The 23,085-nt window shown below is 42.0% G+C and carries 18 protein-coding genes, 2 tRNA genes and 3 rRNA genes; 15 read left to right on the forward strand and 8 right to left on the reverse strand.

Going from position 1 to position 23,085, the window contains the following annotated elements; all coding sequences use genetic code 11:
- Positions 1 to 6 precede the first annotated feature (6 nt).
- From J671_RS16720 to J671_RS16765, 10 genes are all read left to right on the forward strand, one after another.
- Positions 7 to 753 (forward strand): YciK family oxidoreductase, encoded by a 747-nt coding sequence (locus J671_RS16720; protein WP_004706106.1) that lies wholly within the window; start codon positions 7 to 9, stop codon positions 751 to 753.
- A 216-nt stretch (positions 754 to 969) separates the two neighbouring features.
- On the forward strand, positions 970 to 1,380 hold the full coding sequence (locus J671_RS16725) for an RcnB family protein (RefSeq protein ID WP_004884020.1): 411 nt from the start codon (positions 970 to 972) through the stop codon (positions 1,378 to 1,380).
- Positions 1,381 to 1,604: 224 nt separating this feature from the next.
- Entirely contained in the window at positions 1,605 to 1,934 is a 330-nt protein-coding gene (locus J671_RS16730; protein WP_002050532.1) for an RcnB family protein, read from the forward strand.
- 120 nt (positions 1,935 to 2,054) lie between these two features.
- Positions 2,055 to 3,410 carry an amino-acid N-acetyltransferase gene (gene argA, locus J671_RS16735; RefSeq protein ID WP_002050496.1) on the forward strand — a complete coding sequence of 452 codons (1,356 nt, stop codon included), beginning with the start codon at positions 2,055 to 2,057 and terminating at the stop codon, positions 3,408 to 3,410.
- Between the two features lie 333 nt (positions 3,411 to 3,743).
- Positions 3,744 to 4,712, forward strand: coding sequence for a sulfonate ABC transporter substrate-binding protein (locus tag J671_RS16740; protein ID WP_004884023.1), 969 nt, complete (start codon positions 3,744 to 3,746; stop codon positions 4,710 to 4,712).
- Between the two features lie 71 nt (positions 4,713 to 4,783).
- The gene (locus tag J671_RS16745; RefSeq protein ID WP_004884025.1) at positions 4,784 to 5,767 is read left to right on the forward strand and encodes a sulfonate ABC transporter substrate-binding protein; all 984 of its coding nucleotides are present in this window, start codon (positions 4,784 to 4,786) and stop codon (positions 5,765 to 5,767) included.
- Between the two features lie 26 nt (positions 5,768 to 5,793).
- Positions 5,794 to 6,969 carry an FMNH2-dependent alkanesulfonate monooxygenase gene (gene ssuD / locus J671_RS16750; RefSeq protein WP_004884026.1) on the forward strand — a complete coding sequence of 392 codons (1,176 nt, stop codon included), beginning with the start codon at positions 5,794 to 5,796 and terminating at the stop codon, positions 6,967 to 6,969.
- Positions 6,966 to 7,763, forward strand: a complete 798-nt coding sequence (gene ssuC, locus J671_RS16755) for an aliphatic sulfonate ABC transporter permease SsuC (protein WP_004884029.1) — start codon at positions 6,966 to 6,968, stop codon at positions 7,761 to 7,763. The genes ssuD and ssuC overlap by 4 nt, the downstream gene beginning before the upstream one ends.
- Before the next feature lie 13 nt (positions 7,764 to 7,776).
- On the forward strand, positions 7,777 to 8,577 hold the full coding sequence (locus J671_RS16760; RefSeq protein WP_004884031.1) for an ABC transporter ATP-binding protein: 801 nt from the start codon (positions 7,777 to 7,779) through the stop codon (positions 8,575 to 8,577).
- A 261-nt stretch (positions 8,578 to 8,838) separates the two neighbouring features.
- Entirely contained in the window at positions 8,839 to 9,459 is a 621-nt protein-coding gene (locus tag J671_RS16765) for a TetR/AcrR family transcriptional regulator (RefSeq protein WP_002050490.1), read from the forward strand.
- Between the two features lie 33 nt (positions 9,460 to 9,492).
- Here J671_RS16765 and J671_RS16770 read toward each other — a convergent pair whose 3' ends face one another.
- The gene (locus tag J671_RS16770) at positions 9,493 to 10,059 is read right to left on the reverse strand and encodes a 5'-methylthioadenosine/S-adenosylhomocysteine nucleosidase (RefSeq protein WP_004884033.1); all 567 of its coding nucleotides are present in this window, start codon (positions 10,057 to 10,059) and stop codon (positions 9,493 to 9,495) included.
- A gap of 81 nt (positions 10,060 to 10,140) precedes the next feature.
- Positions 10,141 to 11,274, reverse strand: a complete 1,134-nt coding sequence (locus tag J671_RS16775; protein ID WP_004884034.1) for a TDT family transporter — start codon at positions 11,272 to 11,274, stop codon at positions 10,141 to 10,143.
- A gap of 208 nt (positions 11,275 to 11,482) precedes the next feature.
- On the opposite strand from J671_RS16775, the gene ribF reads away from it, so the two are divergent.
- From ribF to J671_RS16800, 5 genes are all read left to right on the forward strand, one after another.
- The gene (gene ribF, locus J671_RS16780) at positions 11,483 to 12,484 is read left to right on the forward strand and encodes a bifunctional riboflavin kinase/FAD synthetase (RefSeq protein ID WP_004884035.1); all 1,002 of its coding nucleotides are present in this window, start codon (positions 11,483 to 11,485) and stop codon (positions 12,482 to 12,484) included.
- A 61-nt stretch (positions 12,485 to 12,545) separates the two neighbouring features.
- Positions 12,546 to 15,383 carry an isoleucine--tRNA ligase gene (ileS, locus tag J671_RS16785; protein WP_004884036.1) on the forward strand — a complete coding sequence of 946 codons (2,838 nt, stop codon included), beginning with the start codon at positions 12,546 to 12,548 and terminating at the stop codon, positions 15,381 to 15,383.
- Positions 15,376 to 15,906: a signal peptidase II gene (gene lspA, locus J671_RS16790; RefSeq protein ID WP_001133879.1), complete on the forward strand. Its 531-nt coding sequence runs from the start codon at positions 15,376 to 15,378 to the stop codon at positions 15,904 to 15,906. Before ileS ends, lspA begins: the two co-directional genes overlap by 8 nt.
- A gap of 1 nt (position 15,907) precedes the next feature.
- A complete protein-coding gene (locus tag J671_RS16795; RefSeq protein ID WP_004884037.1) occupies positions 15,908 to 16,390 on the forward strand; it encodes an FKBP-type peptidyl-prolyl cis-trans isomerase in 483 nt (160 codons plus the stop codon).
- A 130-nt stretch (positions 16,391 to 16,520) separates the two neighbouring features.
- On the forward strand, positions 16,521 to 17,063 hold the full coding sequence (locus J671_RS16800) for an NADPH-dependent FMN reductase (protein ID WP_004884038.1): 543 nt from the start codon (positions 16,521 to 16,523) through the stop codon (positions 17,061 to 17,063).
- Between the two features lie 45 nt (positions 17,064 to 17,108).
- On the opposite strand, the gene J671_RS16805 is transcribed toward J671_RS16800, so the two are convergent.
- From J671_RS16805 to J671_RS16830, 6 genes are all read right to left on the reverse strand, one after another.
- Positions 17,109 to 17,459 (reverse strand): ankyrin repeat domain-containing protein, encoded by a 351-nt coding sequence (locus J671_RS16805; protein ID WP_025469575.1) that lies wholly within the window; start codon positions 17,457 to 17,459, stop codon positions 17,109 to 17,111.
- A 122-nt stretch (positions 17,460 to 17,581) separates the two neighbouring features.
- Positions 17,582 to 17,696, reverse strand: a 5S ribosomal RNA gene (rrf, locus tag J671_RS16810).
- Positions 17,697 to 17,875: 179 nt separating this feature from the next.
- Positions 17,876 to 20,766: ribosomal RNA gene (locus J671_RS16815) — 23S ribosomal RNA — on the reverse strand.
- 340 nt (positions 20,767 to 21,106) lie between these two features.
- A tRNA-Ala gene (locus tag J671_RS16820) sits at positions 21,107 to 21,182 on the reverse strand.
- A 55-nt stretch (positions 21,183 to 21,237) separates the two neighbouring features.
- A tRNA-Ile gene (locus tag J671_RS16825) sits at positions 21,238 to 21,314 on the reverse strand.
- 59 nt (positions 21,315 to 21,373) lie between these two features.
- A 16S ribosomal RNA gene (locus tag J671_RS16830) occupies positions 21,374 to 22,911 on the reverse strand.
- Together the 16S, 23S and 5S rRNA genes with 2 tRNA genes alongside form the textbook arrangement of a ribosomal RNA operon.
- Positions 22,912 to 23,085: the final 174 nt, after the last annotated feature.

The raw sequence follows: 23,085 nt of genomic DNA on the forward strand, positions 1-23,085 counted from the left end.
TTACCAATGAAATATTCAGAATATCAACCTCGTCCAGATCTACTCAAAGATCGAATTATTTTAATCACCGGTGCAGGTGATGGAATCGGGCGAGCTGCGGCCCTCAGTTATGCTTTACACGGTGCAACTGTGGTTTTGCATGGTAGAACCTTAAATAAACTTGAAGTAATTTATGATGAAATTGAAGGTTTAGGCGCCCCTCAACCTGCAATTTTACCGCTCCAGCTTTCGAGTGCTTCTGATCGTGATTATGACTTTTTAGTCAATACGTTAGAAAAGCAATTTGGACGTCTAGATGGTATTTTGCATAATGCCGGTATTTTAGGTGATCGAGTAGAACTCGCTCATTACCCAGCAGAAGTGTGGGATGATGTGATGGCAGTCAATTTACGTGCACCTTTTGCGCTTACTCAAGCCTTACTCCCACTTTTACAAAAATCAGATAACGCTTCTGTTGTGTTTACCAGCTCTGGCGTAGGTCGCGAAGCACGTGCACTTTGGGGTGCTTATTCAGTATCTAAAGTCGCGATTGAAGCTGTGAGCAAGATTTTTGCAGCTGAGCATACTTATCCAAATATTCGCTTTAACTGCATTAACCCAGGTGCAACACGTACTGCAATGCGTGCTAAAGCTTATCCTGAAGAAGATCCAAAAACATTACCAACACCAGAGTCAATCATGCCAGCTTATCTCTATTTAATGGGTGAAGATAGCCTGACGCTCAATGGTCAAAGTATTGATGCACAGGACTAAATAACTATAGATGAAAAGCTAAAATAAATTACGGCCGATCATCACATCTGGCTTGGCTATACCTGAAAAGATATATACAAGCCTTTTTTATTATTGATAAAACACTGGATTTATCCGTAATTTTAATTGAAGCATTAAATGATCTTCACAGTTTCTCTGCATTTTGCGCGTACAGTATTCAACATGAGAGACATCAGATGTAAACGAGGATGCATCATGAAAAAGTTGTTCACCATCTTAGCCCTTAGCATAACTGTACTGACCACCAGTATGGCAAGCTTTGCTGATCCTCCATTTGACCGAGGACATGGCCAGAAAGGACCTAAAGGTGGGCCTCGTGGTGAATGGAATGATCGTGGGCATAAACATGACCGTGACGATCATGAAGATCGTTTTCGCGATGAGCGTCGTATGCGCGAAGAACGCGGTTTTGAGCGTCTAAAACAACATCGCTGGCAGCCAGGCTATGTTATGCCACAGCATTATCGCGGTAATGGCTATAAGGTCGACTATAGAGACAATAACTTACCTAAACCAGACCGTAATCAACAATGGTACAAAATCAATAATGACTATATTTTAGTCGACACAGATTCTAATAGCATTGTTAGCATTCGTGGTTTATAAAACTGATAGCTCCTCACTCATCAGTTAGTAAAAAAGGATAAAGCCCATTGGTTTTATCCTTTTTTTATTTTTATATCAATAAGATATTAAAAATTTATATATTCTAAATTTCTTCTTATTTCCTAGATATTTTTCACATTTATTGTTCTTAGTCTTCACGATTTATCTGTAATTCTTCACTAATCTTCAATTATCGAAATTTAATTTATCATTCGAGGTTCATTATGAAAAAACTAACAACAGCAATTGTTCTTTCAATGAGTGGTTTAATCGCATCAACAGCGATGGCTGCACCAAATGATCATGACCATCATGATAACTACCGAAACCATGACGTCAGACCAGTCAAAGTAATTCATAAAGATGATCGTGCCAATATCTGGCGAGAAGGCCAAGTCGTACCACATGAATATCAGCACCCACGTTATGTCATCGACTATCGCACGCATGATAAATTGACTAAGCCTGGACGTTTTCAAAAATGGTATAAAGTGAACGGTAACTACGTACTCGTAAATGAGCAAAGTCATAAAATTATTAAAGTGATTCGTTAATTTAATAAATCAACAAACACCCAAATGTAATTTGGGTGTTTTTCTATCTAATACATGCGACTTTAAGCTTTTTTGTTTAGAATCATCTTTATATCTTTTTGCTGTTGATTCGAGATCGGTATGCCAACTAAGTCTTTAGAGAAATCACATAATAACACCCAACATTATGTACATTGGTTCCGACATTCAGCACCTTATATTAATGCCCATCGCGATAAAACTTTTGTTTTAATGTTTGGCGGTGAAGCAGTCCGCGATCCTAATTTTGAACACATTATCCATGATATTGCTTTATTGCATTCACTTGGTATTCGCTTAATTTTAGTCCATGGCGCACGTCCACAGATTAATCAAAACCTTAAAGATAAAGGTATCGAAACACCTTTTTATGACAATAGTCGTATTACCACACGCGAATCATTAAGCTGTGTCATGAGTGCTGTTGGGTCTATTCGTTTAGAAATCGAAGCATTGTTATCTATGGGCTTAGCTAACTCTCCAATGTACGGTGCTCGCATAGACGTCGTATCAGGAAACTTCGTAACAGCTAAACCTTATGGTATTCGTGATGGTATGGATTTTCAGCTTACAGGAGAGGTTCGTTCCATAGACACCGACGCGATTGAACGCCATCTTGATAACGATAATATTGTTTTACTTGGTCCAACTGGTTATTCAACCACAGGTGAAGTATTTAATTTAAGAGCTGAAGAAGTTGCAACGAAAACTGCAACCTATTTAAAAGCAGATAAATTAATATTTTTAGGTGAGCAACAAGGTTTGCTCAATGAAGAAGGACAATTATTGCGTGAATTAAGTCCGCATCAACTTGACTACTATATTCAACAATACCAAACCACCAGTCCAACTCTAACTCTACATTTAGAAGAAGCAAAAAAAGCTTCTCTGTCGGGTGTACATCGTGTTCATTTAATTTCATATGCCTATGATGGCGCACTTATTGAAGAACTGTTCACACGTGATGGTGTAGGTACTATGATTACCGATGCACATTATGAAGAAGTTCGTATGGCGCATATTCAAGATGTTGGCGGCTTAATGAACTTATTACGCCCGTTAGAAGAAGAAGGTATTTTGGTTTATCGTTCACGTGAACGTTTAGAGCAAGAAATTAGCCAGTTTGCGGTTATTGAACGAGACGGTATGATTTTGGCCTGTGCTGCCCTTTATCCGATTCCGACGGAGTTTAACGAAACTCGTTCAGCGGAAATTGCTTGTGTAGCAGTACACCCAAGTTATCGTAAATCGAACCGTGGTAGCCAAATTTTGCAATTCCTTGAAGAAAAGGCAAAACAACAAGGCATTCGTCAATTATTTGTTTTAACAACCCGAACTGCACACTGGTTTTTAGAACATGGTTTTCACCAAGTCACCGTTGATGAGTTACCAAATGCCCGTCAAGCACTTTATAACTATCAAAGAAATTCTTTAGTCTTTAAAAAACTGCTTCCTTAGTCTTTGCATTTTTTAAGATATTCTTATTTCAGATAAGCTTAGTCCAAAAAGTACAACCATAAATACGATTAATGTATGGTTGTACTTTTTTTAAATCATTAAATTTTATTCTTTTAATATTTTTCTTTTTATTTACAAAGCCTTAAACACAATTTTCTAAATATTATTTTATTTAATAAATCTTTTTTTTGCATAAGTTTATCGCCGAAAGTTTTTAGCTTTTTTTTGCATAAATAAAGACCGAATACTTATTTTTTATGGAATAAAAATCCCTATAGGGTATCTGCTCATCCAATTATTTTTCTTTTTCTCTTTCGGGGAGCACAAAACCACATGGCACTTTTTAATTCCACTTCATGGGCAAAATATTCAGTCATTGCTGCCAGCCTTGCGGGAGTGATGATGCTAGGTGGTTGTGCCAAAAAAGAGGAACACACCACCACAACTCTAAATATTGGATACCAGAAATATGGCATCCTTCCTATTCTAAAAGCACGTGGTGACTTGGAAAAAGCACTAAAAGACCAAGGTGTACAAGTGAAATGGGTTGAGTTTCCTGCGGGACCTCAATTACTTGAAGGTCTAAATGTCGGAAGCGTTTCATTGGGTGAAGCAGGCGAAGCACCTCCTATTTTTGCTCAAGCGGCCAATCCCAATTTAGTCTATATTGCAAACCAACCGGCTGCACCAAAAGCAGAAGCATTATTGGTACAAAAGGACTCTCCTATTCACTCTATTCAGGATTTAAAAGGCAAACGTGTCGCACTGAATAAAGGTTCGAATGTTCACTATCTTTTATTAAAAGTTTTAGAAGCAAATCACTTGAACTTAAGTGATATTCAACCTGTTTATTTACCTCCATCAGATGCACGTGCTGCCTTTGAAAAAGGCGCTGTCGATGCGTGGGTGATTTGGGACCCGTTCTTTGCAGCAGCTGAACATCAAATTCAAGCTCGTGTTTTAGCGACTGGTGAAAATTTGGTGAGCAATCATCAGTTTTACTTGGCTGATCGTAAATTTGCAGAAAGTAATCCGAAAGTACTCAACACTGTTGTGCAAACGTTAAATCAGACAACTGAATGGGTCAGCACACACCAAGATGAGGCTGCCAAATTACTCGAAAAACCTACGGCACTTGAGTTTGATGTACTCAAAACGTCCATTTCGCGAATGGGTTTTGGAGTTCAGCCAATATCTGACAAGGTCGCCCAAGAACAACAATATGTAGCTGATGCCTTCTACGCGCAAAAGCTCATTCCCAACAAGCTCACCATACAAGAAGCCATTTTAAAACTGAAATAAACCTGGCTTTGGCACAGCTTAAATAACGATATAAATGCTGTGCCTTGCCTTAAGGGAACAAGGGTATCAATATGCAAGATCAGTCATTATTTAAGAAGAGTCAGTGGACTCATTTAGTTAAGCGCTTTAGCGCGCTCGCTGTATTTGGTTTAACAATCGCAGCGCCTGCTTGGGCAATTGACCCAACTGTAAAAGAACTGCGTATCGGTTTCCAAAAAAGCTCGATTAACTTCGCGATTGCCAAGCAACAAAAACTATTTGAACAAGAATTTCCGAATGCCAAAATCACTTGGAATGAATTTCCCGCTGGCCCTCAAATTTTAGAAGCTTTGGCTGTTGGCTCACTCGATGTTGGCGTTACTGGAGACACGCCACCAGTCTATGCTCAAGCCGCTGGCAAGCCTTTATATTATATTGCTTATGAAGCAGCTAAACCTTTAGCGTCGGCAATTTTAGTTCCAAAAAACTCACAGCTTACTCAACTTAAAGACCTGAAAGGCAAACGTATTGCGCTACAAAAAGGTTCTAGCTCACATTACCTACTTGTACAGGCTGTGCGGAAAGCGGGCTTAAAATGGAGCGACATTACGCCAATTTGGCTCACCCCTGCCGATGCTCGCGCTGCATTCCAAAAAGGTGCCGTTGATGCATGGGCAATTTGGGATCCTTACTACGCTTCAGCACAATTAGAAGACCAAGCTCGTGTTCTTGCATCTGGTAAAGGCCTAAGCCCGAACTACACCTTTTACTTAGCCGCTCCAAATTTTGTTAAGCAATATCCAAAAGCTGTTCCAGGACTCATCAAGCAGATCAATCAAGCTGACAAATGGGTTCAAAGCCATCAAGCAGAAACAGCAAGTGCGATTGGCCAAAGTACAGGCTTAAAACCTGCAACCAGTGACTTATTCATTAAACGTCGTCCACGTCCATCAGCAGCAGCTCCTCTTAACAGCAAAGTTATTGCTGAACAGCAGCAGCTTGCAGACATCTTTACTCAACAAGGCATCATTCCAAAACCAATCAGCATTAAACAAGCTGTTTGGGGTGCCAAGTAATTTCAATAGACATATAGGTAATGCACATGAAAATTTTCTGGTTTATTCCTACCCACGGTGATAGTCGCTATTTAGGTACAAGTAAAGGCGCTCGTCAGGTTGACCATGCCTATATGAAGCAAATTGCTGTGGCAGTAGATAATTTGGGTTATGAAGGTGTACTTATTCCAACGGGCCGTTCATGTGAAGACCCATGGATTACGGCGGCGAGCCTAATTGATGCAACTCAGCACCTTAAATTTTTAGTTGCGTTACGTCCGGGTGTAACAACACCAGCTTTAGCTGCGCGTATGGCTGCAACTTTTGACCGCTTGTCCAATGGTCGTGTGTTACTCAACTTGGTAACAGGTGGCGATGAAGCAGAACTACGCGGTGACGGTTTATATGAAGATCACTCAACGCGTTATCAAACTGCCAATGAATACGTAAAAATCTGGCGCGAAATTTTGACGCGTTCACATACAGGTGAAGCTTTTACATTCCACGGCGAACGCTTACAAGTCGATGATGCAAAACTACTTTATCCACCTGTTCAAAAACCTTACCCACCTCTTTGGTTTGGCGGTTCTTCAGACGTCGCGGTCGACCTTGCGGCTGAGCAAGTGGACACTTACCTCACTTGGGGTGAACCGCCAGCGGCCGTGAAAGAAAAGATCGAACATGTTCGTGCAAAAGCGGAGGCTAAAGGCCGTAATTTAACTTATGGCATTCGCTTACATGTCATTGTTCGTGAAACCAACGAACAAGCATGGGCAGCTGCTAACGAACTTATTCAGTATCTAGACGATGCAACTATTGCTGCAGCACAGAAAAAATTTGCACAAATGGACTCTGTAGGCCAACAACGTATGGCCGCGTTACATGGCGGCAACCGAGACAAGCTAGAAGTCTCTCCGAACCTTTGGGCAGGTATTGGTTTAGTTCGTGGTGGTGCAGGTACGGCACTTGTAGGTGACCCAGAAACAGTTGCTGCTCGTATTCAAGAGTATGCAGACCTTGGTATTGATACCTTCATTTTCTCAGGCTATCCACACCTTGAAGAATCAATCCGTTTTGCAGAGTTAGTATTCCCGTTATTACCAATTGAAACTCGCGCTAAACTTGCTCAGCCAAATTTAACCGGTCCATTCGGTGAAATTATTGCCAACAACTACGTTCCAGACGAGAAGAAACAAAATAGTTCCGTCAAGGAGCCTGCATGAGTAAAGCTGAAAGTGTGGTTTCACGTGGAACAAAACAAATCGGGCAGCGTTTGCTGCCTTGGATTTTCCCTATTCTTCTATTGGTTGTTTGGCAAATTGCCTCAACTTCGGGTCTTTTAGAAAGCCGTATTTTGCCCGCCCCGACTGCTGTCGTTTCGGCATTTTGGCATCTTTTGGTGAGTGGGGAACTATGGCATCACGTTAAAGTAAGTGCTGGTCGTGCACTGCTTGGCCTTCTAATCGGCGGCGGTTTAGGTTTGCTATTAGGTCTGCTCAATGGATCTTCACGTTTCGCTTCTACCCTGCTCGATACGACCTTGCAAATGATTCGTAATATTCCGGCTCTTGCACTTATTCCATTGGTGATTTTGTGGTTCGGTATTGATGAAACAGCAAAATTATTCTTGGTGGCAGTTGGTGTTTTCTTCCCTATTTATATCAACACCTATCACGGTATTCGTTCAGTCGACCCCCAATTGATTGAGATGGGTAAAAGCTATGGCCTTTCCCGTTTGCAGCTTTACAGAGAAATTATTCTACCGGGTGCGATGCCTTCTATTTTAGTTGGTTTACGTTTTGCATTAGGTTTGGTTTGGGTGTTACTCATTGTAGCTGAGACTATTTCAGCACAAGCAGGTATCGGTTACATGACCATGAATGCGCGTGAGTTTTTGCAAACAGATGTGGTACTCGTCGGTATTCTTCTTTATGCCCTATTAGGTAAGTTAGCCGATGTTTTAGCACAACTTTTGGAACGTTATTTACTACGCTGGCATGCCGGTTATCAAAAATAAAGGAGCTTAAAATATGACAAATCTGAATTTAAATATTAATCAGAATGACGTAGAGCTCATTCCAGAAAATCATCCAGAGTCACAAGAACCCGTAGTAGGTGCAGAGATTCTGATTGAACAGCTTTATAAGTTTTATAGTGAGGTTAAAGTTCTTGAAGATCTTAACCTACATATTCAACCGGGCGAATTTTTAGCTATTGTTGGTCGTAGTGGCTGCGGTAAAAGTACCTTACTACGCTTAATTGCCCAACTTGAAAAAGCAAGTTTTGGTGAGATCAAGTTTAAATCTGCCCGACATTTACGTGAAGGAATTACTAACGATGATATTCGGGTTATGTTCCAAGACCCACGCCTACTTCCTTGGCGAAATATTCTTCAAAATGTTCAACTTGGGCTACCAAAATCGCAACATGCTTTAGCAGAAGAATTATTAGAGAAAGTAGGTTTAAAAGAAAAAGCGGGACAATGGCCTTCACAGCTCTCTGGTGGACAACGACAACGTACCGCCCTAGCTCGTGCGTTATCTCATACTCCCCGTATTTTACTGCTAGATGAACCTTTGGGTGCATTAGATGCGCTCACCCGCCTTGAGATGCAAAGCTTGATTGAACGTTTATGGAAAGAGCAAGGTTTTACTGCCATTTTGGTCACACACGATGTAAGTGAAGCAGTGCAACTGGCCGACCGTATTATCCTATTAGATAAGGGCCAAATTGCCCAAAGTTTTCAAGTGAATTTGCCACGTCCGCGTAAAAAGAGCATCACTTTTGCCCAGCTTGAACAACAAGTACTCGACGCAGTCTTAGCAACTTAAGGTTGAGATGAGTAATGAGAACCATTTCAACAACAAAATGCCCACTTAATGAGCAATAAAACTGATGATTTATTGCTCTTTTTTGGGGCGAATATAAAAAAATATTTTTAAGAATAACAATAAACTAGTGAATCTCTCTATTTTTTGCACAATAGTATATCTATTGCTCAAATAACTATCCGTTTTTTCACTAAAAAAGTGAGACACCTGTGCACAAATCAAACGATTTACCTTACAATGGGAGCACTATCTTTTTAATTTATGCAGCAAATGGAACAAAAGAAGAGTACTCAAAAGCGCAATCAGCTTCTTGCTGCCGCCCTTGATGTGTTTTCACTATATGGGTTCAGTGGTGCAAGTCTGGATGAAATTGCCCAACTCGCTGACATGCATAAGTCGAATATTTTCTATTACTATGAAAATAAAGAGTCTTTATATGTGGAAGTGCTGACCACAGTTTTACAAAAATGGCTTGCTCCCTTACAAACTTTAGAAGCTGAGTTAGAACCAGCCGAAGCTTTGTCTCACTACTTAATACAAAAAATCGAACTTTCTCGTAGCCAACCAAAAGCTTCGCGATTATTTGCTTTGGAAATTATCCAAGGGGCACCGCACATTTTGCCTATACTGAAAGGGCCTTTGAAAAAGCTATTTAAGCGCAAAGCTAAGGTTATTCAGACATGGCAAGAAGAAGGAAAAATTTCACCGGATATCGACCCGGAGCTTTTAATTCTCAATATTTGGGGGCTTACACAAAATTATGCCGATTTTGCGACTCAAATGGAAATGGTAACCGGGAAAACGCTTCGTAACCGCAGTATGTTCCAACGCTCGATTGAGCATACAGTACATATGATGCTCTACGGCGTATTACCTCGCTAAAATAAAAAAGATCGGCAAATTTGCCGATCTTTTTTAAAAATGATTTTGATAAAGAGCCAAGAGCTTTTGCGCACCCAATAATAAATTTTCTTCCCAATCTAAATGAGCGGTATCGTCTGCGCCATCAGTAATATATTTCACCGAAATTAGGCGTACACCTAGCTTGTGGCAAACTTTGGCTAAAGCATACCCTTCCATATCCACCACATCACACGCGACTTTTGGCTGGCCAGTTTCAAATGAATCCCCTGTCCCGCAAATTCCTTTTGGCAAATCAGCAAAATGTGGTTGAAGATGAATCTCTGCCGGTAAATGATCATCTAACGGCGTTACACCTACTTCAAACCCTAATGGTGAAACATCCATATCACGTTGTACAAAGGTTTTTACTTCAACTAAATCATGTCGATTAAAAGACGAACTTCCAGCTGTACCTAAGTTAATTAGAGTTTTACAGCCTGTTTTTTGAATAACTTCAAATGCTTTAAAGGCAGCGTTGATTTTACCGATACCACTGTAATGGACTTCAATACCTGCTTGCTCAAATAAACCTTTAGATTCATTAGGAAGTGCCATAATTAAAGCGATATCTTTGTTCATTCAAAAAGGCTCAATTCAAGATTAATAAATTAGAAAATAAGTATAAATCAGGTGCAAAAGCTTTTTTGCACCTTTTCACCATTACTGCATTCTTTCTTGTAAAGCTACCAAACATGGAGAAAAGAACAGCTTGCCACTATATGCGCCAGCTAGGGTTTTCTTCATTACTACGCTCCACATTACAAGTAATAAAATACTGAATGCCACAGCAACGTATTGTAGAAATATAACTTCAATCTGATGACTTAGATTAAATAAAGCCAAAATAAACACACCAAATGGGAAAGTTAAACCCCACCAACCCAAGTTAAACGGAATACCTGTTTTTGCATGACGAAGTGTTGTTAAAATCGCAAGACCTAGCCACCATAACCCGAACCCTAAAAGTACCAGACTACCCACAACGCCTAATGCTTGAAATACATGGGCAAACTCAGAAAAGTCAACATTTACCAATACTCTTTTTGCCTGTTCACCTAGCAACAATAGACCTAAAGCACCTGTGCCAATTGGGCCTAAAGATAACCAGCTAGAAATTGCGACTTCTTTTTCTGGTAACTGATGCAAAGCCATACGCAACATTAAAATCGTTAAAATGGCAAATGCAGGTAATACAGAAATTCCCCAGAGTACATATCCCGCTAACAATAAATGAAAGCTGTGAAAATCTGTTGGTAAATGTGCAACCAACATGCCCGCAGAGCTTGCAGCGACTTCACAAGCAACAACAGGTAACAACCAAATTGCAGTCATGGTATGTAGCTGATGATTCTGACGGCTAAACATGCAAAATGGTACGATCCACGCAATTGCTAACGCTAAAAAGACATCGATGTACCATAAAGCTTGGGCAATATGGATTGCTACTTCACCATAAAGCCCGATTCCGAAGCTTAAAAAGCCATTTAGTATGGTTGCAAGTCCCATCGGTATAGCGCCTAAAAACAAGCTCATATTTGGATGATTAAATACTTGCTTCGCTTCATGAGGGAAAAGAAACCATCGCAATAAATAAAGACCTGAAAAAACACTAAATAGAACAATATTAAATTGCCATAACAGTGTCGCCAGCATAAATAAAAATGTTTTGGCAAATGGAAGCTGAATTAAAATCATACTCACCACACCAGTACCCATAGTTGCTGTAAACCAATTTGGGGTAAAATGCCGTATAACATCTTTACTTTGATTTAATTGGTAAAAGGGTCTTTTCATCTTAAGTCTCTAATCAAAGAGTGGATGAAACTATAGTAGGATAAATTAATAATAAGAAAAACTGATTTATTTTTATTTAATTCATCAATTTTTTAGATATAAAAGATATTCATATTGAAAAATACCTGAGTAAAAACACAACAACAAGACGAATCTGTGAGATTATGGCAATATATAGCCCTTGCAAAAATAGCCATATTTTAAGTTCATGAAACTGCTACGTCTTAATGCGTTATCGCCCAATTTCCAGTTGCCGCAAACAGCGGTAACTATTGGTAATTTTGATGGTGTCCATTTAGGTCACCAAGCGATGATTGCTCAACTGAAAAAAATTGCTGCAGCACAAGGCTTAAAAACATTGGTCATGATTTTTGAGCCCCAACCGCTTGAGTTCTTTAAAGGCTACGATGCCCCGCCTCGTATTAATTCCTTACGGGAAAAAGTTGAATATCTAGCTGAACATGGGGTGGATTACATTGCGGTTGCCAAGTTTGACCAGCATTTCCGTAGCATGAGTGCTTCTGAGTTTGCAGATTTATTAAAAGACAAATTAAATGCTCAAGCTTTGGTTTTAGGAGATGACTTTCATTTCGGCAAAGACCGTCAAGGTAACAGCGAATTTTTAAAGAATTACGGATTTCAAGTCACAAATTTACATACGATTGAACTCGAAGGTGAACGCGTCAGTTCAACTCGTATTCGCCAAGTGCTTCAAGTGGGCAATCTCGCTTTAGCAGCTAAATTATTAGGCCGTCCGTACAGTATTACCGGACGTGTTCAATATGGCGACCAAATTGGACGAACTTTAGATTTTCCAACGATTAATGTTCGTCTAAACCGCCATAAGCCTTGTTTAAATGGTATTTATGGCGTTGAAGTCATTTGCGAAACAACTTCGCTAACTCAAAAAGTGCTTCAGGATGATCCTGAAAAACCGGGAATTGCCGGATATCATGAAAACAGCCTCTATGGTGCAGGTCATGTCGGTACTCGTCCGGCCATCCAGCAAGAGCATCCAGAGTGGAGATTAGAAGTACATTTCCCTGATGTTTCTGCTAATCTGTATGGCTTATTTATGCGGGTGACTTTTCTTCACTATCTTCATGGTGAATTGAACTACCCTTCGCTTGAGGCACTTAAGGCAGGAATTGATAATGACGTGCAGCAATTACGACAATATCGTAACGACACGACACAATTTCCTTTTTAATTCGAATTTTGATTGTAAAACATGTCGGCTCCCAAGCTGATTAAACTGGAAGACAACTTGCATGAGCGATAAGCAAACTACTGAAAATGCAGTGGACTACAAAGCCACGCTAAACCTGCCGAATACTCAATTTGCAATGAAAGCAAATTTGGCAGTACGTGAAGTGAAATGGTTAGAAGAGTGGTATACCGACAACATTTATCAGCAGATTCGTGCATCGCGTATTGGCAAGAAAAAATATATTTTGCATGATGGCCCTCCATATGCGAACGGTACAATTCACTTGGGTCATGCGGTTAACAAAGTACTCAAAGACGTCATCGTAAAAAGCCGTACTTTGGCAGGTTTCGATGCGCCATATGTACCAGGTTGGGACTGTCACGGTTTGCCAATCGAACTAAAAGTTGAAGAAAAAGTAGGTAAAGTGGGCGAAAAAGTTGATGCAGCCACTTTCCGTAAACACTGCCGTGAATATGCGCTAAAGCAAATTGATTTACAGCGTACTGACTTTAAACGTCTTGGTATTTTAGGTGACTGGGATAATCCTTACCTCACCATGAACTACAAACAAGAAGCCGATATCGTTCGTGCTTTAGGTTTAATCCAAAAAAATGGTCATATCCAGCCGGGCTTAAAGCCAGTGAACTGGTGTATGGACTGTGGTTCAGCACTTGCTGAAGCTGAAGTTGAATACGAAGATAAAAAGTCTGACGCAATTGACGTTGGTTTTGGCGTTGTAGATTTAAAAGACTTAAGCGCTCGTGTAAATGTAGATGTTCAAGATCCAACTGATATCGTGATCTGGACCACTACTCCTTGGACATTACCAGCGAACCAAGCAGTTGCATTGCATGCCGAAATTGAATATCAATTGGTACAAGTGACTACTGAACGCGGTAAGCAAAACTTTGTTCTTGCTAAAGACTTAGTTGCTTCTGCAATTGAGCGTTACAAGCTTGAAAACCCAGTTGTTTTAGCTGACTTCACTGGTTCAGTTCTTGAAAACCTTACTTTACAACATCCTTTACTTACCGATCGTCAAGTTCCGGTTATTTTAGGTGAACACGTTATCGCAACAAGCGGTACAGGTGCGGTACACACTGCGCCTGGCCACGGTGCAGACGACTATAAAGTAGGTCTTCAATACAACCTGAAAGTTGAAAATCCAGTGGGTGGTAACGGAGTTTACTTACCAACTGCACCAATCTTTGCTGGTGAGCACATCTATAAAGCCAATCCAAAGATTATCGAAGCTTTAGGTGCTGTAGGTCGCTTATGGGCTCATCAACCAATTAAACACAGCTACCCACACTGCTGGCGCCATAAAACTCCGATTATTTTCCGTGCTACACCACAATGGTTTATCAGCATGGATCAAAAAGGTTTACGTGATGGTGCGCTTAACGCGATTGAAAACGATATCGAGTTTGTACCGAACTGGGGTAAAAACCGTATTGAATCAATGATCGAAGGCCGTCCGGACTGGTGTATCTCACGTCAACGTACTTGGGGTGTGCCAATTCCTTTCTTCGTTCATAAAGATACGAATGAATTGCACCCTCGTACGCCTGAACTCATTGAAGAAGTTGCAAAACTTATCGAACAAGAAGGTATCGATGCATGGTTTAACCGTGATGCAAAAGACTTCATTGGTGAAGATGCTGAACAGTACAATGCTGTTCGTGATACGCTTGATGTATGGTTTGACTCTGGAACAACACATTACGCTGTACTTGAGCAACGTGAAGAATTAGAAAGCCCTGCTGACTTATATTTAGAAGGTTCAGACCAACACCGTGGCTGGTTCCAATCTTCTTTATTAACCTCTATGGCAATTCATAACCGTGCGCCATATAAAGCCTTGTTAACTCATGGTTTTACAGTGGATGAAAATGGCCGTAAATTGTCGAAATCTTTAGGCAACTATATTCCGCTTGAAGAAATTATCAAACAACTGGGTGCAGATGGCTTACGTTTATATGTAGCATCTAGCGACTATCGCTATGAAATTGCAGCATCAAAAGAAATCTTTAGCCGTGTAAGTGATAGCTACCGTCGTATTCGTAATACGCTCCGCTTCTTGCTTGCAAACTTAAATGGTTTCAAACCAAGTACAGATGCTCTGGCAGTAGATGACCTTATTGCTCTTGATCAATACATCTTACAACGTGCGAATGAAGTACAACAAACTATTATCGCGGCCTATGAAGAAATGAACTTCCATGTCGTGTGTAGCGCATTAACAAGCTTCTGTATTAATGACTTAGGTGGTTTCTACCTAGACATTATCAAAGACCGTCAATACACCACTAAGGCTGACTCACAAGCACGTCGTTCTGCACAAACAGCGCTTTACCATATCGTACAAGCATTTGTGCGCTGGATGAGCCCTATCTTAAGCTTCACTGCTCAAGAAGCTTGGCCACTTATTCCAGAACAAACTGAAAAGTATGTATTTACAGCTGAATGGTATGATCTACCTGTTTCATCAAAAGCAAACTTGCTTTCTGAAGAAGATTGGCAAACATTGATTAGCGTAAAATCTGCAGTAAATAAACAGATTGAAGCAGCTCGTAACGCTAAACTTGTCGGTAGTAATCTTTCAGCCAAAGTTGAACTTTGGGCAAATGAATCATTACAAACAGTTTTAAACCAACTGGCTGATGAACTCCGTTTTGTTCTTATTACTTCGCAAGTAGTAGTACATCCATTTGCTGAACAAGGTGAAGCAACTGAAATGGAAGGCTTACGTGTACAAGTATCTGCAGCTGAAGGTGAAAAATGTGCACGTTGCTGGCATGTCCTTCCTGATGTGAATACACACGCCGATCATCCTGGTTTATGTGGTCGTTGTATTGTGAACGTCACTGGTCGTGGCGAAGTGAGAAAATATGCCTAATTCACAAGCTAAAAAAGGCTTATTCCAGTTTTATCCGCACAACCTCATTTGGCTTGGACTTTCTGTCCTTGCCATTGTGTTGGATCAATGGACAAAATGGATTGCAAGTACACATCTGAACTACGCAGATCCTGTACCTGTACTTCCATTTTTAAACTGGACACTATTACATAACTATGGTGCAGCTTTTAGCTTTTTATCTGATGCTGGAGGATGGCAACGCTATTTCTTCACATCTTTGGCAGGCTTAGTTTCAATACTTTTTGTATTTTGGTTGCTACGTATGCCTAAAAAAATGGTGGTGCTACCTGTAGCTATCGCTTTAATTTTAGGTGGAGCATTAGGTAATTTAATTGACCGTATTACTTTAGGGTATGTGGTCGATTTCATTCATGTTTATTACCAAAATCATCACTTTCCAGCTTTTAATATAGCGGACAGTGCCATTACTCTAGGTACCATTTTGCTACTCATCGATACATTCTTCCTTGAGAAGCAAAGACCTAAAAATTCGGATGCATAATATGACCGAAATTATTCAACCTAATGAAGAAATTCGTATTACTGACGGTTCTAAAGTTGACCTACACTTTTCTGTTGCTCTTGAAAATGGCGTAGAAATTGACAATACACGGAGCCGTGAAGAACCTGTTAGCTTGACTATTGGCGACGGTAACTTGTTACCAGGTTTTGAGAAAGCCTTATTCGGCTTACGTGCAGGTGATCGACGTACTGTACATCTTCCACCAGAAGATGCTTTTGGTCCTTGGAACCCTGAAAATATACAAACTTTTGATACAGTTAAATTTGAACAACGACCTATTCCTGGTCACATGATCGAGTTTGAAGATAAAGCAAAAGCAACTTTATTTGGTGTCGTGAAGTCAGTGAATGATGATATTACTGAAATTGATTTCAACCACCCTTTAGCTGGCAAAAATATTACTTTTGAAGTAGAGATATTCAAAGTAACTCCAGCTGGCCAGCAAGGCATTAAGTTGATGTAAAAAAAGCCCTCGATTGAGGGCTTTTTTATTATTTAACTTTTATGGGTCATAAGAATCCTTACAAATTCTATATTCTCACGTTCTAGGTAATGAATTAAGTTATAAAGATAAAAATCCGTAGGAAAAATATATGCTGGTCTATATCATCGTAGGAAGTGTTCGTGAAGGACGCACAGCTATTAAAATTGCCAATTGGTTAGAAACAGCAATTCCATCATTTAATCTAGAAGATTTCCAGACAGAAGTAATTGATTTAAAAGAGTGGAATTTACCGTTATTTTCAGGCTCTCACCCACCTGCAACAGGTATTTATGATCAACCTAAACAACAAGAATGGGCAGATAAAATTGCCAAAGCTGATGCATTTATCTTTATTAGCCCAGAGTACAACCATGGTTACAGTCCAGCTTTAAAAAATGCACTCGACTATGTTGGTAAAGAATGGAGTGGCAAACCAGCCGCATTTATTGGCTATGGCTCAACAAATGGCTCTCGTTCTATTAGCCAAATACGCCAAGTCACTTCAAGTTTAAGTATTGTTGACCCAAATGCTGTAATAGAAATACGAGATATCTTTAAACGCAATAAAGATGAAAAGTTCGAAGCCAATGAATTTGAAGTAAAAGGGCTTCAATCAATTGTCGAGAAACTACAGAAATATCATTTGTCTTAAATTGAACAAAAAGCCTCTTTTTCAAATAAAAGGGGCTTTTTAATTTTATAAACTTTTTAAATAATTCACTATGTCAGTATTACCCGCCATTTCTGCAAGCTGTAGTGCTGTATATTCGCTTTTATAAGTGACATGCGCCCCTTTTTCAACTAAGAGCTTCACTATCTCTAAATGATCATTCTCAGCCGCTGCTTGTAGAGCAGTATACCCTTCATCATCAGTCTGATTAGGGTCTTCTCCATCTATTAATAATTGTTTTACTTGTTCTAGATCACCTAAAGATGCCCAATAGATCAACTCTGGAAGAGAAAGTTCTTCATCGTCTTCAGATATGGGAGAGAAAGAATTAATTTTCACGGGGACACCAAAAATAAAAAACTTCCTCATTATATCCATAGAACCGAGTAAGCATCCAAAATGATTTGTAGCTCTATATTTAAATATTTCTTTTCTGATTGATTTACCGCCCATAAAGCAACACCCCGACCTCTTTTGAGATTGGGGTGTTTAGAATAATGAGCTGGCGATGACTTACTCTCACATGGGTAACCCCACACTACCATCAGCGCTAAGAGGTTTCACTTCTGAGTTCGGGAAGGGATCAGGTGGTTCACTCTTGCTATGGTCGCCAGCACAACTGTTTATGGATACTTGCTTTGGTCTTATTGACTGCCGAAGCGTTTTCCAAATCTTTATAGATTGGGCTGATTGAATCTGATTGTGTTCATTTTATCTAGTGGAATAACTAAATCAAGTTGCTTTGTAGATTTATGAATCGATTGATGCTTTATATACAACTGCTTGGGTGTTGTATAGTCAAGCCTCACGAGCAATTAGTATTGGTCAGCTTCACATATCACTATGCTTCCACATCCAACCTATCAACGTCCTAGTCTCGAACGGCTCTTTAGAGGAATAAATTCCTAGGGAAATCTTATCTTGAGGTAGGCTTCCCGCTTAGATGCTTTCAGCGGTTATCCCTTCCGAACATAGCTACCCGGCGATGCGACTGGCGTCACAACCGGTACACCAGAGGTTCGTCCACTCTGGTCCTCTCGTACTAGGAGCAGATCCTCTCAAATTTCCAGCGCCCACGGTAGATAGGGACCGAACTGTCTCACGACGTTCTAAACCCAGCTCGCGTACCTCTTTAAATGGCGAACAGCCATACCCTTGGGACCTGCTTCAGCCCCAGGATGAGATGAGCCGACATCGAGGTGCCAAACACCGCCGTCGATATGAACTCTTGGGCGGTATCAGCCTGTTATCCCCAGAGTACCTTTTATCCGTTGAGCGATGGCCCTTCCATACAGAACCACCGGATCACTAAGACCTACTTTCGTACCTGCTCGACTTGTGGGTCTCGCAGTTAAGCGCGCTTTTGCCTTTATACTCTACGCGTGATTTCCGACCACGCTGAGCGCACCTTCGTACTCCTCCGTTACTCTTTAGGAGGAGACCGCCCCAGTCAAACTACCCACCAGACACGGTCCTCGTCCCGGATAACGGGACAGAGTTAGAACCTCAACATTACCAGGGTGGTATTTCAAGGACGGCTCCATTGGAACTAGCGTTCCAACTTCAAAGCCTCCCACCTATCCTACACAAGTAAGGTCAAAGTTCAGTGTCAAGCTGCAGTAAAGGTTCACGGGGTCTTTCCGTCTAGCCGCGGGTACACTGCATCTTCACAGCGATTTCGATTTCACTGAGCCTCTGCTGGAGACAGCGCCGCCATCATTATGCCATTCGTGCAGGTCGGAACTTACCCGACAAGGAATTTCGCTACCTTAGGACCGTTATAGTTACGGCCGCCGTTTACTGGGGCTTCGATCAAGAGCTTCGCTTACGCTAACCCCATCAATTAACCTTCCAGCACCGGGCAGGCATCACACCCTATACGTCCACTTTCGTGTTTGCAGAGTGCTATGTTTTTAATAAACAGTTGCAGCGGCCTGGTTTCTGCGGCTGTCATCAGCTCAGGAAGCAAGTTCCATCACCAACAACAGCGTACCTTCTCCCGAAGTTACGGTACCATTTTGCCTAGTTCCTTCAGCAGAGTTCTCTCAAGCGCCTTGGTCTACTCGACCTGACCACCTGTGTCGGTTTCGGGTACGATTCCTGTGTAACTGAAGCTTAGAGACTTTTCCTGGAAGCATGGTATCAGCCACTTCGCTGTACAAGTACAGCTTGCTATCGGATCTCAGTATAGAGTACCCCGGATTTGCCTAAGATACATACCTACATCCTTCCACCTGGACAACCAACGCCAGGCTGACTTAACCTTCTCCGTCCTCTCATCGCATTACACAGAAGTATTGGAATATTAACCAATTTCCCATCGACTACGCCTTTCGGCCTCGCCTTAGGGGTCGACTCACCCAGCCCCGATTAACGTTGGACTGGAACCCTTGGTCTTTCGGCGAACGGGTTTTTCACCCGTTTTGTCGTTACTCACGTCAGCATTCGCACTTCTGATACCTCCAGCATACTTCTCAATACACCTTCATCGGCTTACAGAACGCTCCCCTACCACTTGACTAATGTCAAATCCGCAGCTTCGGCACATAGTTTTAGCCCCGTTACATCTTCCGCGCAGGCCGACTCGACTAGTGAGCTATTACGCTTTCTTTAAAGGGTGGCTGCTTCTAAGCCAACCTCCTAGCTGTCTATGCCTTCCCACATCGTTTCCCACTTAACTATGATTTTGGGGCCTTAGCTGGCGGTCTGGATTGTTTTCCTCTTGACTACGGACGTTAGCACCCGCAGTCTGTCTCCCGGATAGTACTCATAGGTATTCGGAGTTTGCATCGGTTTGGTAAGTCGGGATGACCCCCTAGCCGAAACAGTGCTCTACCCCCTATGGTATTCGTCCGAGGCGCTACCTAAATAGCTTTCGGGGAGAACCAGCTATCACCAGGCTTGATTAGCCTTTCACCCCTATCCACAAGTCATCCCCTGGCTTTTCAACGACAGTGGGTTCGGTCCTCCAGTTAGTGTTACCCAACCTTCAACCTGCTCATGGATAGATCGCCTGGTTTCGGGTCTATACCCAGCAACTAAACGCCCTATTAAGACTCGATTTCTCTACGGCTCCCCTATACGGTTAACCTCGCTACTGAATATAAGTCGCTGACCCATTATACAAAAGGTACGCAGTCACACCACGAAGGTGCTCCCACTGCTTGTATGCATGCGGTTTCAGGATCTATTTCACTCCCCTCACAGGGGTTCTTTTCGCCTTTCCCTCACGGTACTGGTTCACTATCGGTCAGTCAGGAGTATTTAGCCTTGGAGGATGGTCCCCCCATATTCAGACAAGGTTTCACGTGCCTCGCCCTACTCGTCATCATTATGTGTGCCCTTTCGTGTACGGGAATATCACCCTCTACGTTCGCACTTCCCAGAGCGTTCCACTAAAACACACATAACTTAATGGGCTGATCCCCGTTCGCTCGCCGCTACTGAGGGAATCTCAATTGATTTCTTTTCCTAAGGGTACTGAGATGTTTCACTTCCCCTCGTTCGCCTTGCAACACTATGTATTCATGTTGCAATACCTACCTTAAAGTAGGTGGGTTTCCCCATTCAGACATCTCCGGATCAAAGGATATTTGCCGCCTCCCCGGAGCTTTTCGCAGGCTATCACGTCTTTCATCGCCTCTGACTGCCAAGGCATCCACCACATGCACTTAATTACTTGACTATACAACCCCAAACAGTCGACGTTACCTACAAGTTAGTAACTTCAACATTTTAGTTTAGAGCACTGTGTATTTAAACACTGTACAGCTTCAATCTAAATTCATATACCAAAACGCTTGATTCAGTTAATTTGCTAGTTCTCAATTCATTCAGATTAATTGCTTAATCTAAACTCTTGAGTGAACAATTTATTTCAGACTCAATTTTGCCAATCTGTTAATGAATAAACATGCCTTCGTCAGGTCATGCTTAATACCGTGATACTTAAATCACAGAAGTTAATAAACCAAGATCGAAATCTCTATTTACTAATTTCTGTAATCCGAACTTATCTTAAGTTCTGGTGGAGACTAGGAGAGTCGAACTCCTGACCTCCTGCGTGCAAAGCAGGCGCTCTACCAACTAAGCTAAGTCCCCAGCTTACATCATCAGTCATGTATCTTTTATCTATAACTTTAACCAGTCAAAGTCATGGTGGGTCTGACAAGACTTGAACTTGTGACCCCACGCTTATCAAGCGTGTGCTCTAACCAACTGAGCTACAGACCCTCAGATACATCTATGAAGAACAACTTGTTGTGGATTCTTACCAATCGTCAATCTTTCGTTAAGGAGGTGATCCAGCCGCAGGTTCCCCTACGGCTACCTTGTTACGACTTCACCCCAGTCATCGGCCACACCGTGGTAACCGCCCTCTTTGCAGTTAGGCTAGCTACTTCTGGTGCAACAAACTCCCATGGTGTGACGGGCGGTGTGTACAAGGCCCGGGAACGTATTCACCGCGGCATTCTGATCCGCGATTACTAGCGATTCCGACTTCATGGAGTCGAGTTGCAGACTCCAATCCGGACTACGATCGGCTTTTTGAGATTAGCATCACATCGCTGTGTAGCAACCCTTTGTACCGACCATTGTAGCACGTGTGTAGCCCTGGCCGTAAGGGCCATGATGACTTGACGTCGTCCCCGCCTTCCTCCAGTTTGTCACTGGCAGTATCCTTAAAGTTCCCGACATTACTCGCTGGCAAATAAGGAAAAGGGTTGCGCTCGTTGCGGGACTTAACCCAACATCTCACGACACGAGCTGACGACAGCCATGCAGCACCTGTATGTAAGTTCCCGAAGGCACCAATCCATCTCTGGAAAGTTCTTACTATGTCAAGGCCAGGTAAGGTTCTTCGCGTTGCATCGAATTAAACCACATGCTCCACCGCTTGTGCGGGCCCCCGTCAATTCATTTGAGTTTTAGTCTTGCGACCGTACTCCCCAGGCGGTCTACTTATCGCGTTAGCTGCGCCACTAAAGCCTCAAAGGCCCCAACGGCTAGTAGACATCGTTTACGGCATGGACTACCAGGGTATCTAATCCTGTTTGCTCCCCATGCTTTCGCACCTCAGCGTCAGTGTTAGGCCAGATGGCTGCCTTCGCCATCGGTATTCCTCCAGATCTCTACGCATTTCACCGCTACACCTGGAATTCTACCATCCTCTCCCACACTCTAGCTAACCAGTATCGAATGCAATTCCCAAGTTAAGCTCGGGGATTTCACATTTGACTTAATTAGCCGCCTACGCGCGCTTTACGCCCAGTAAATCCGATTAACGCTTGCACCCTCTGTATTACCGCGGCTGCTGGCACAGAGTTAGCCGGTGCTTATTCTGCGAGTAACGTCCACTATCTCTAGGTATTATCTAAAGTAGCCTCCTCCTCGCTTAAAGTGCTTTACAACCATAAGGCCTTCTTCACACACGCGGCATGGCTGGATCAGGCTTGCGCCCATTGTCCAATATTCCCCACTGCTGCCTCCCGTAGGAGTCTGGGCCGTGTCTCAGTCCCAGTGTGGCGGATCATCCTCTCAGACCCGCTACAGATCGTCGCCTTGGTAGGCCTTTACCCCACCAACTAGCTAATCCGACTTAGGCTCATCTATTAGCGCAAGGTCCGAAGATCCCCTGCTTTCTCCCGTAGGACGTATGCGGTATTAGCATCCCTTTCGAGATGTTGTCCCCCACTAATAGGCAGATTCCTAAGCATTACTCACCCGTCCGCCGCTAGGTCCAGTAGCAAGCTACCTTTCCCCGCTCGACTTGCATGTGTTAAGCCTGCCGCCAGCGTTCAATCTGAGCCATGATCAAACTCTTCAGTTAAAATCATTTTGCACCTTATTTATAGACAAGGTGCCAATTCTGGCTCATCAATTACTGACTTAAATTTCGCTCAAATAAACTTCGAGTAATTTAAACCAATCAATCAATGAAAATTATTTCGATTAATCAATCAGTAAAAATCCACACAAGTTGTTCTTCAATTCTCTTAATGAT

Origin of the sequence: Acinetobacter sp. 1130196 (assembly GCF_000588095.1) — a bacterium.
GTDB lineage: Bacteria > Pseudomonadota > Gammaproteobacteria > Pseudomonadales > Moraxellaceae > Acinetobacter > Acinetobacter nosocomialis.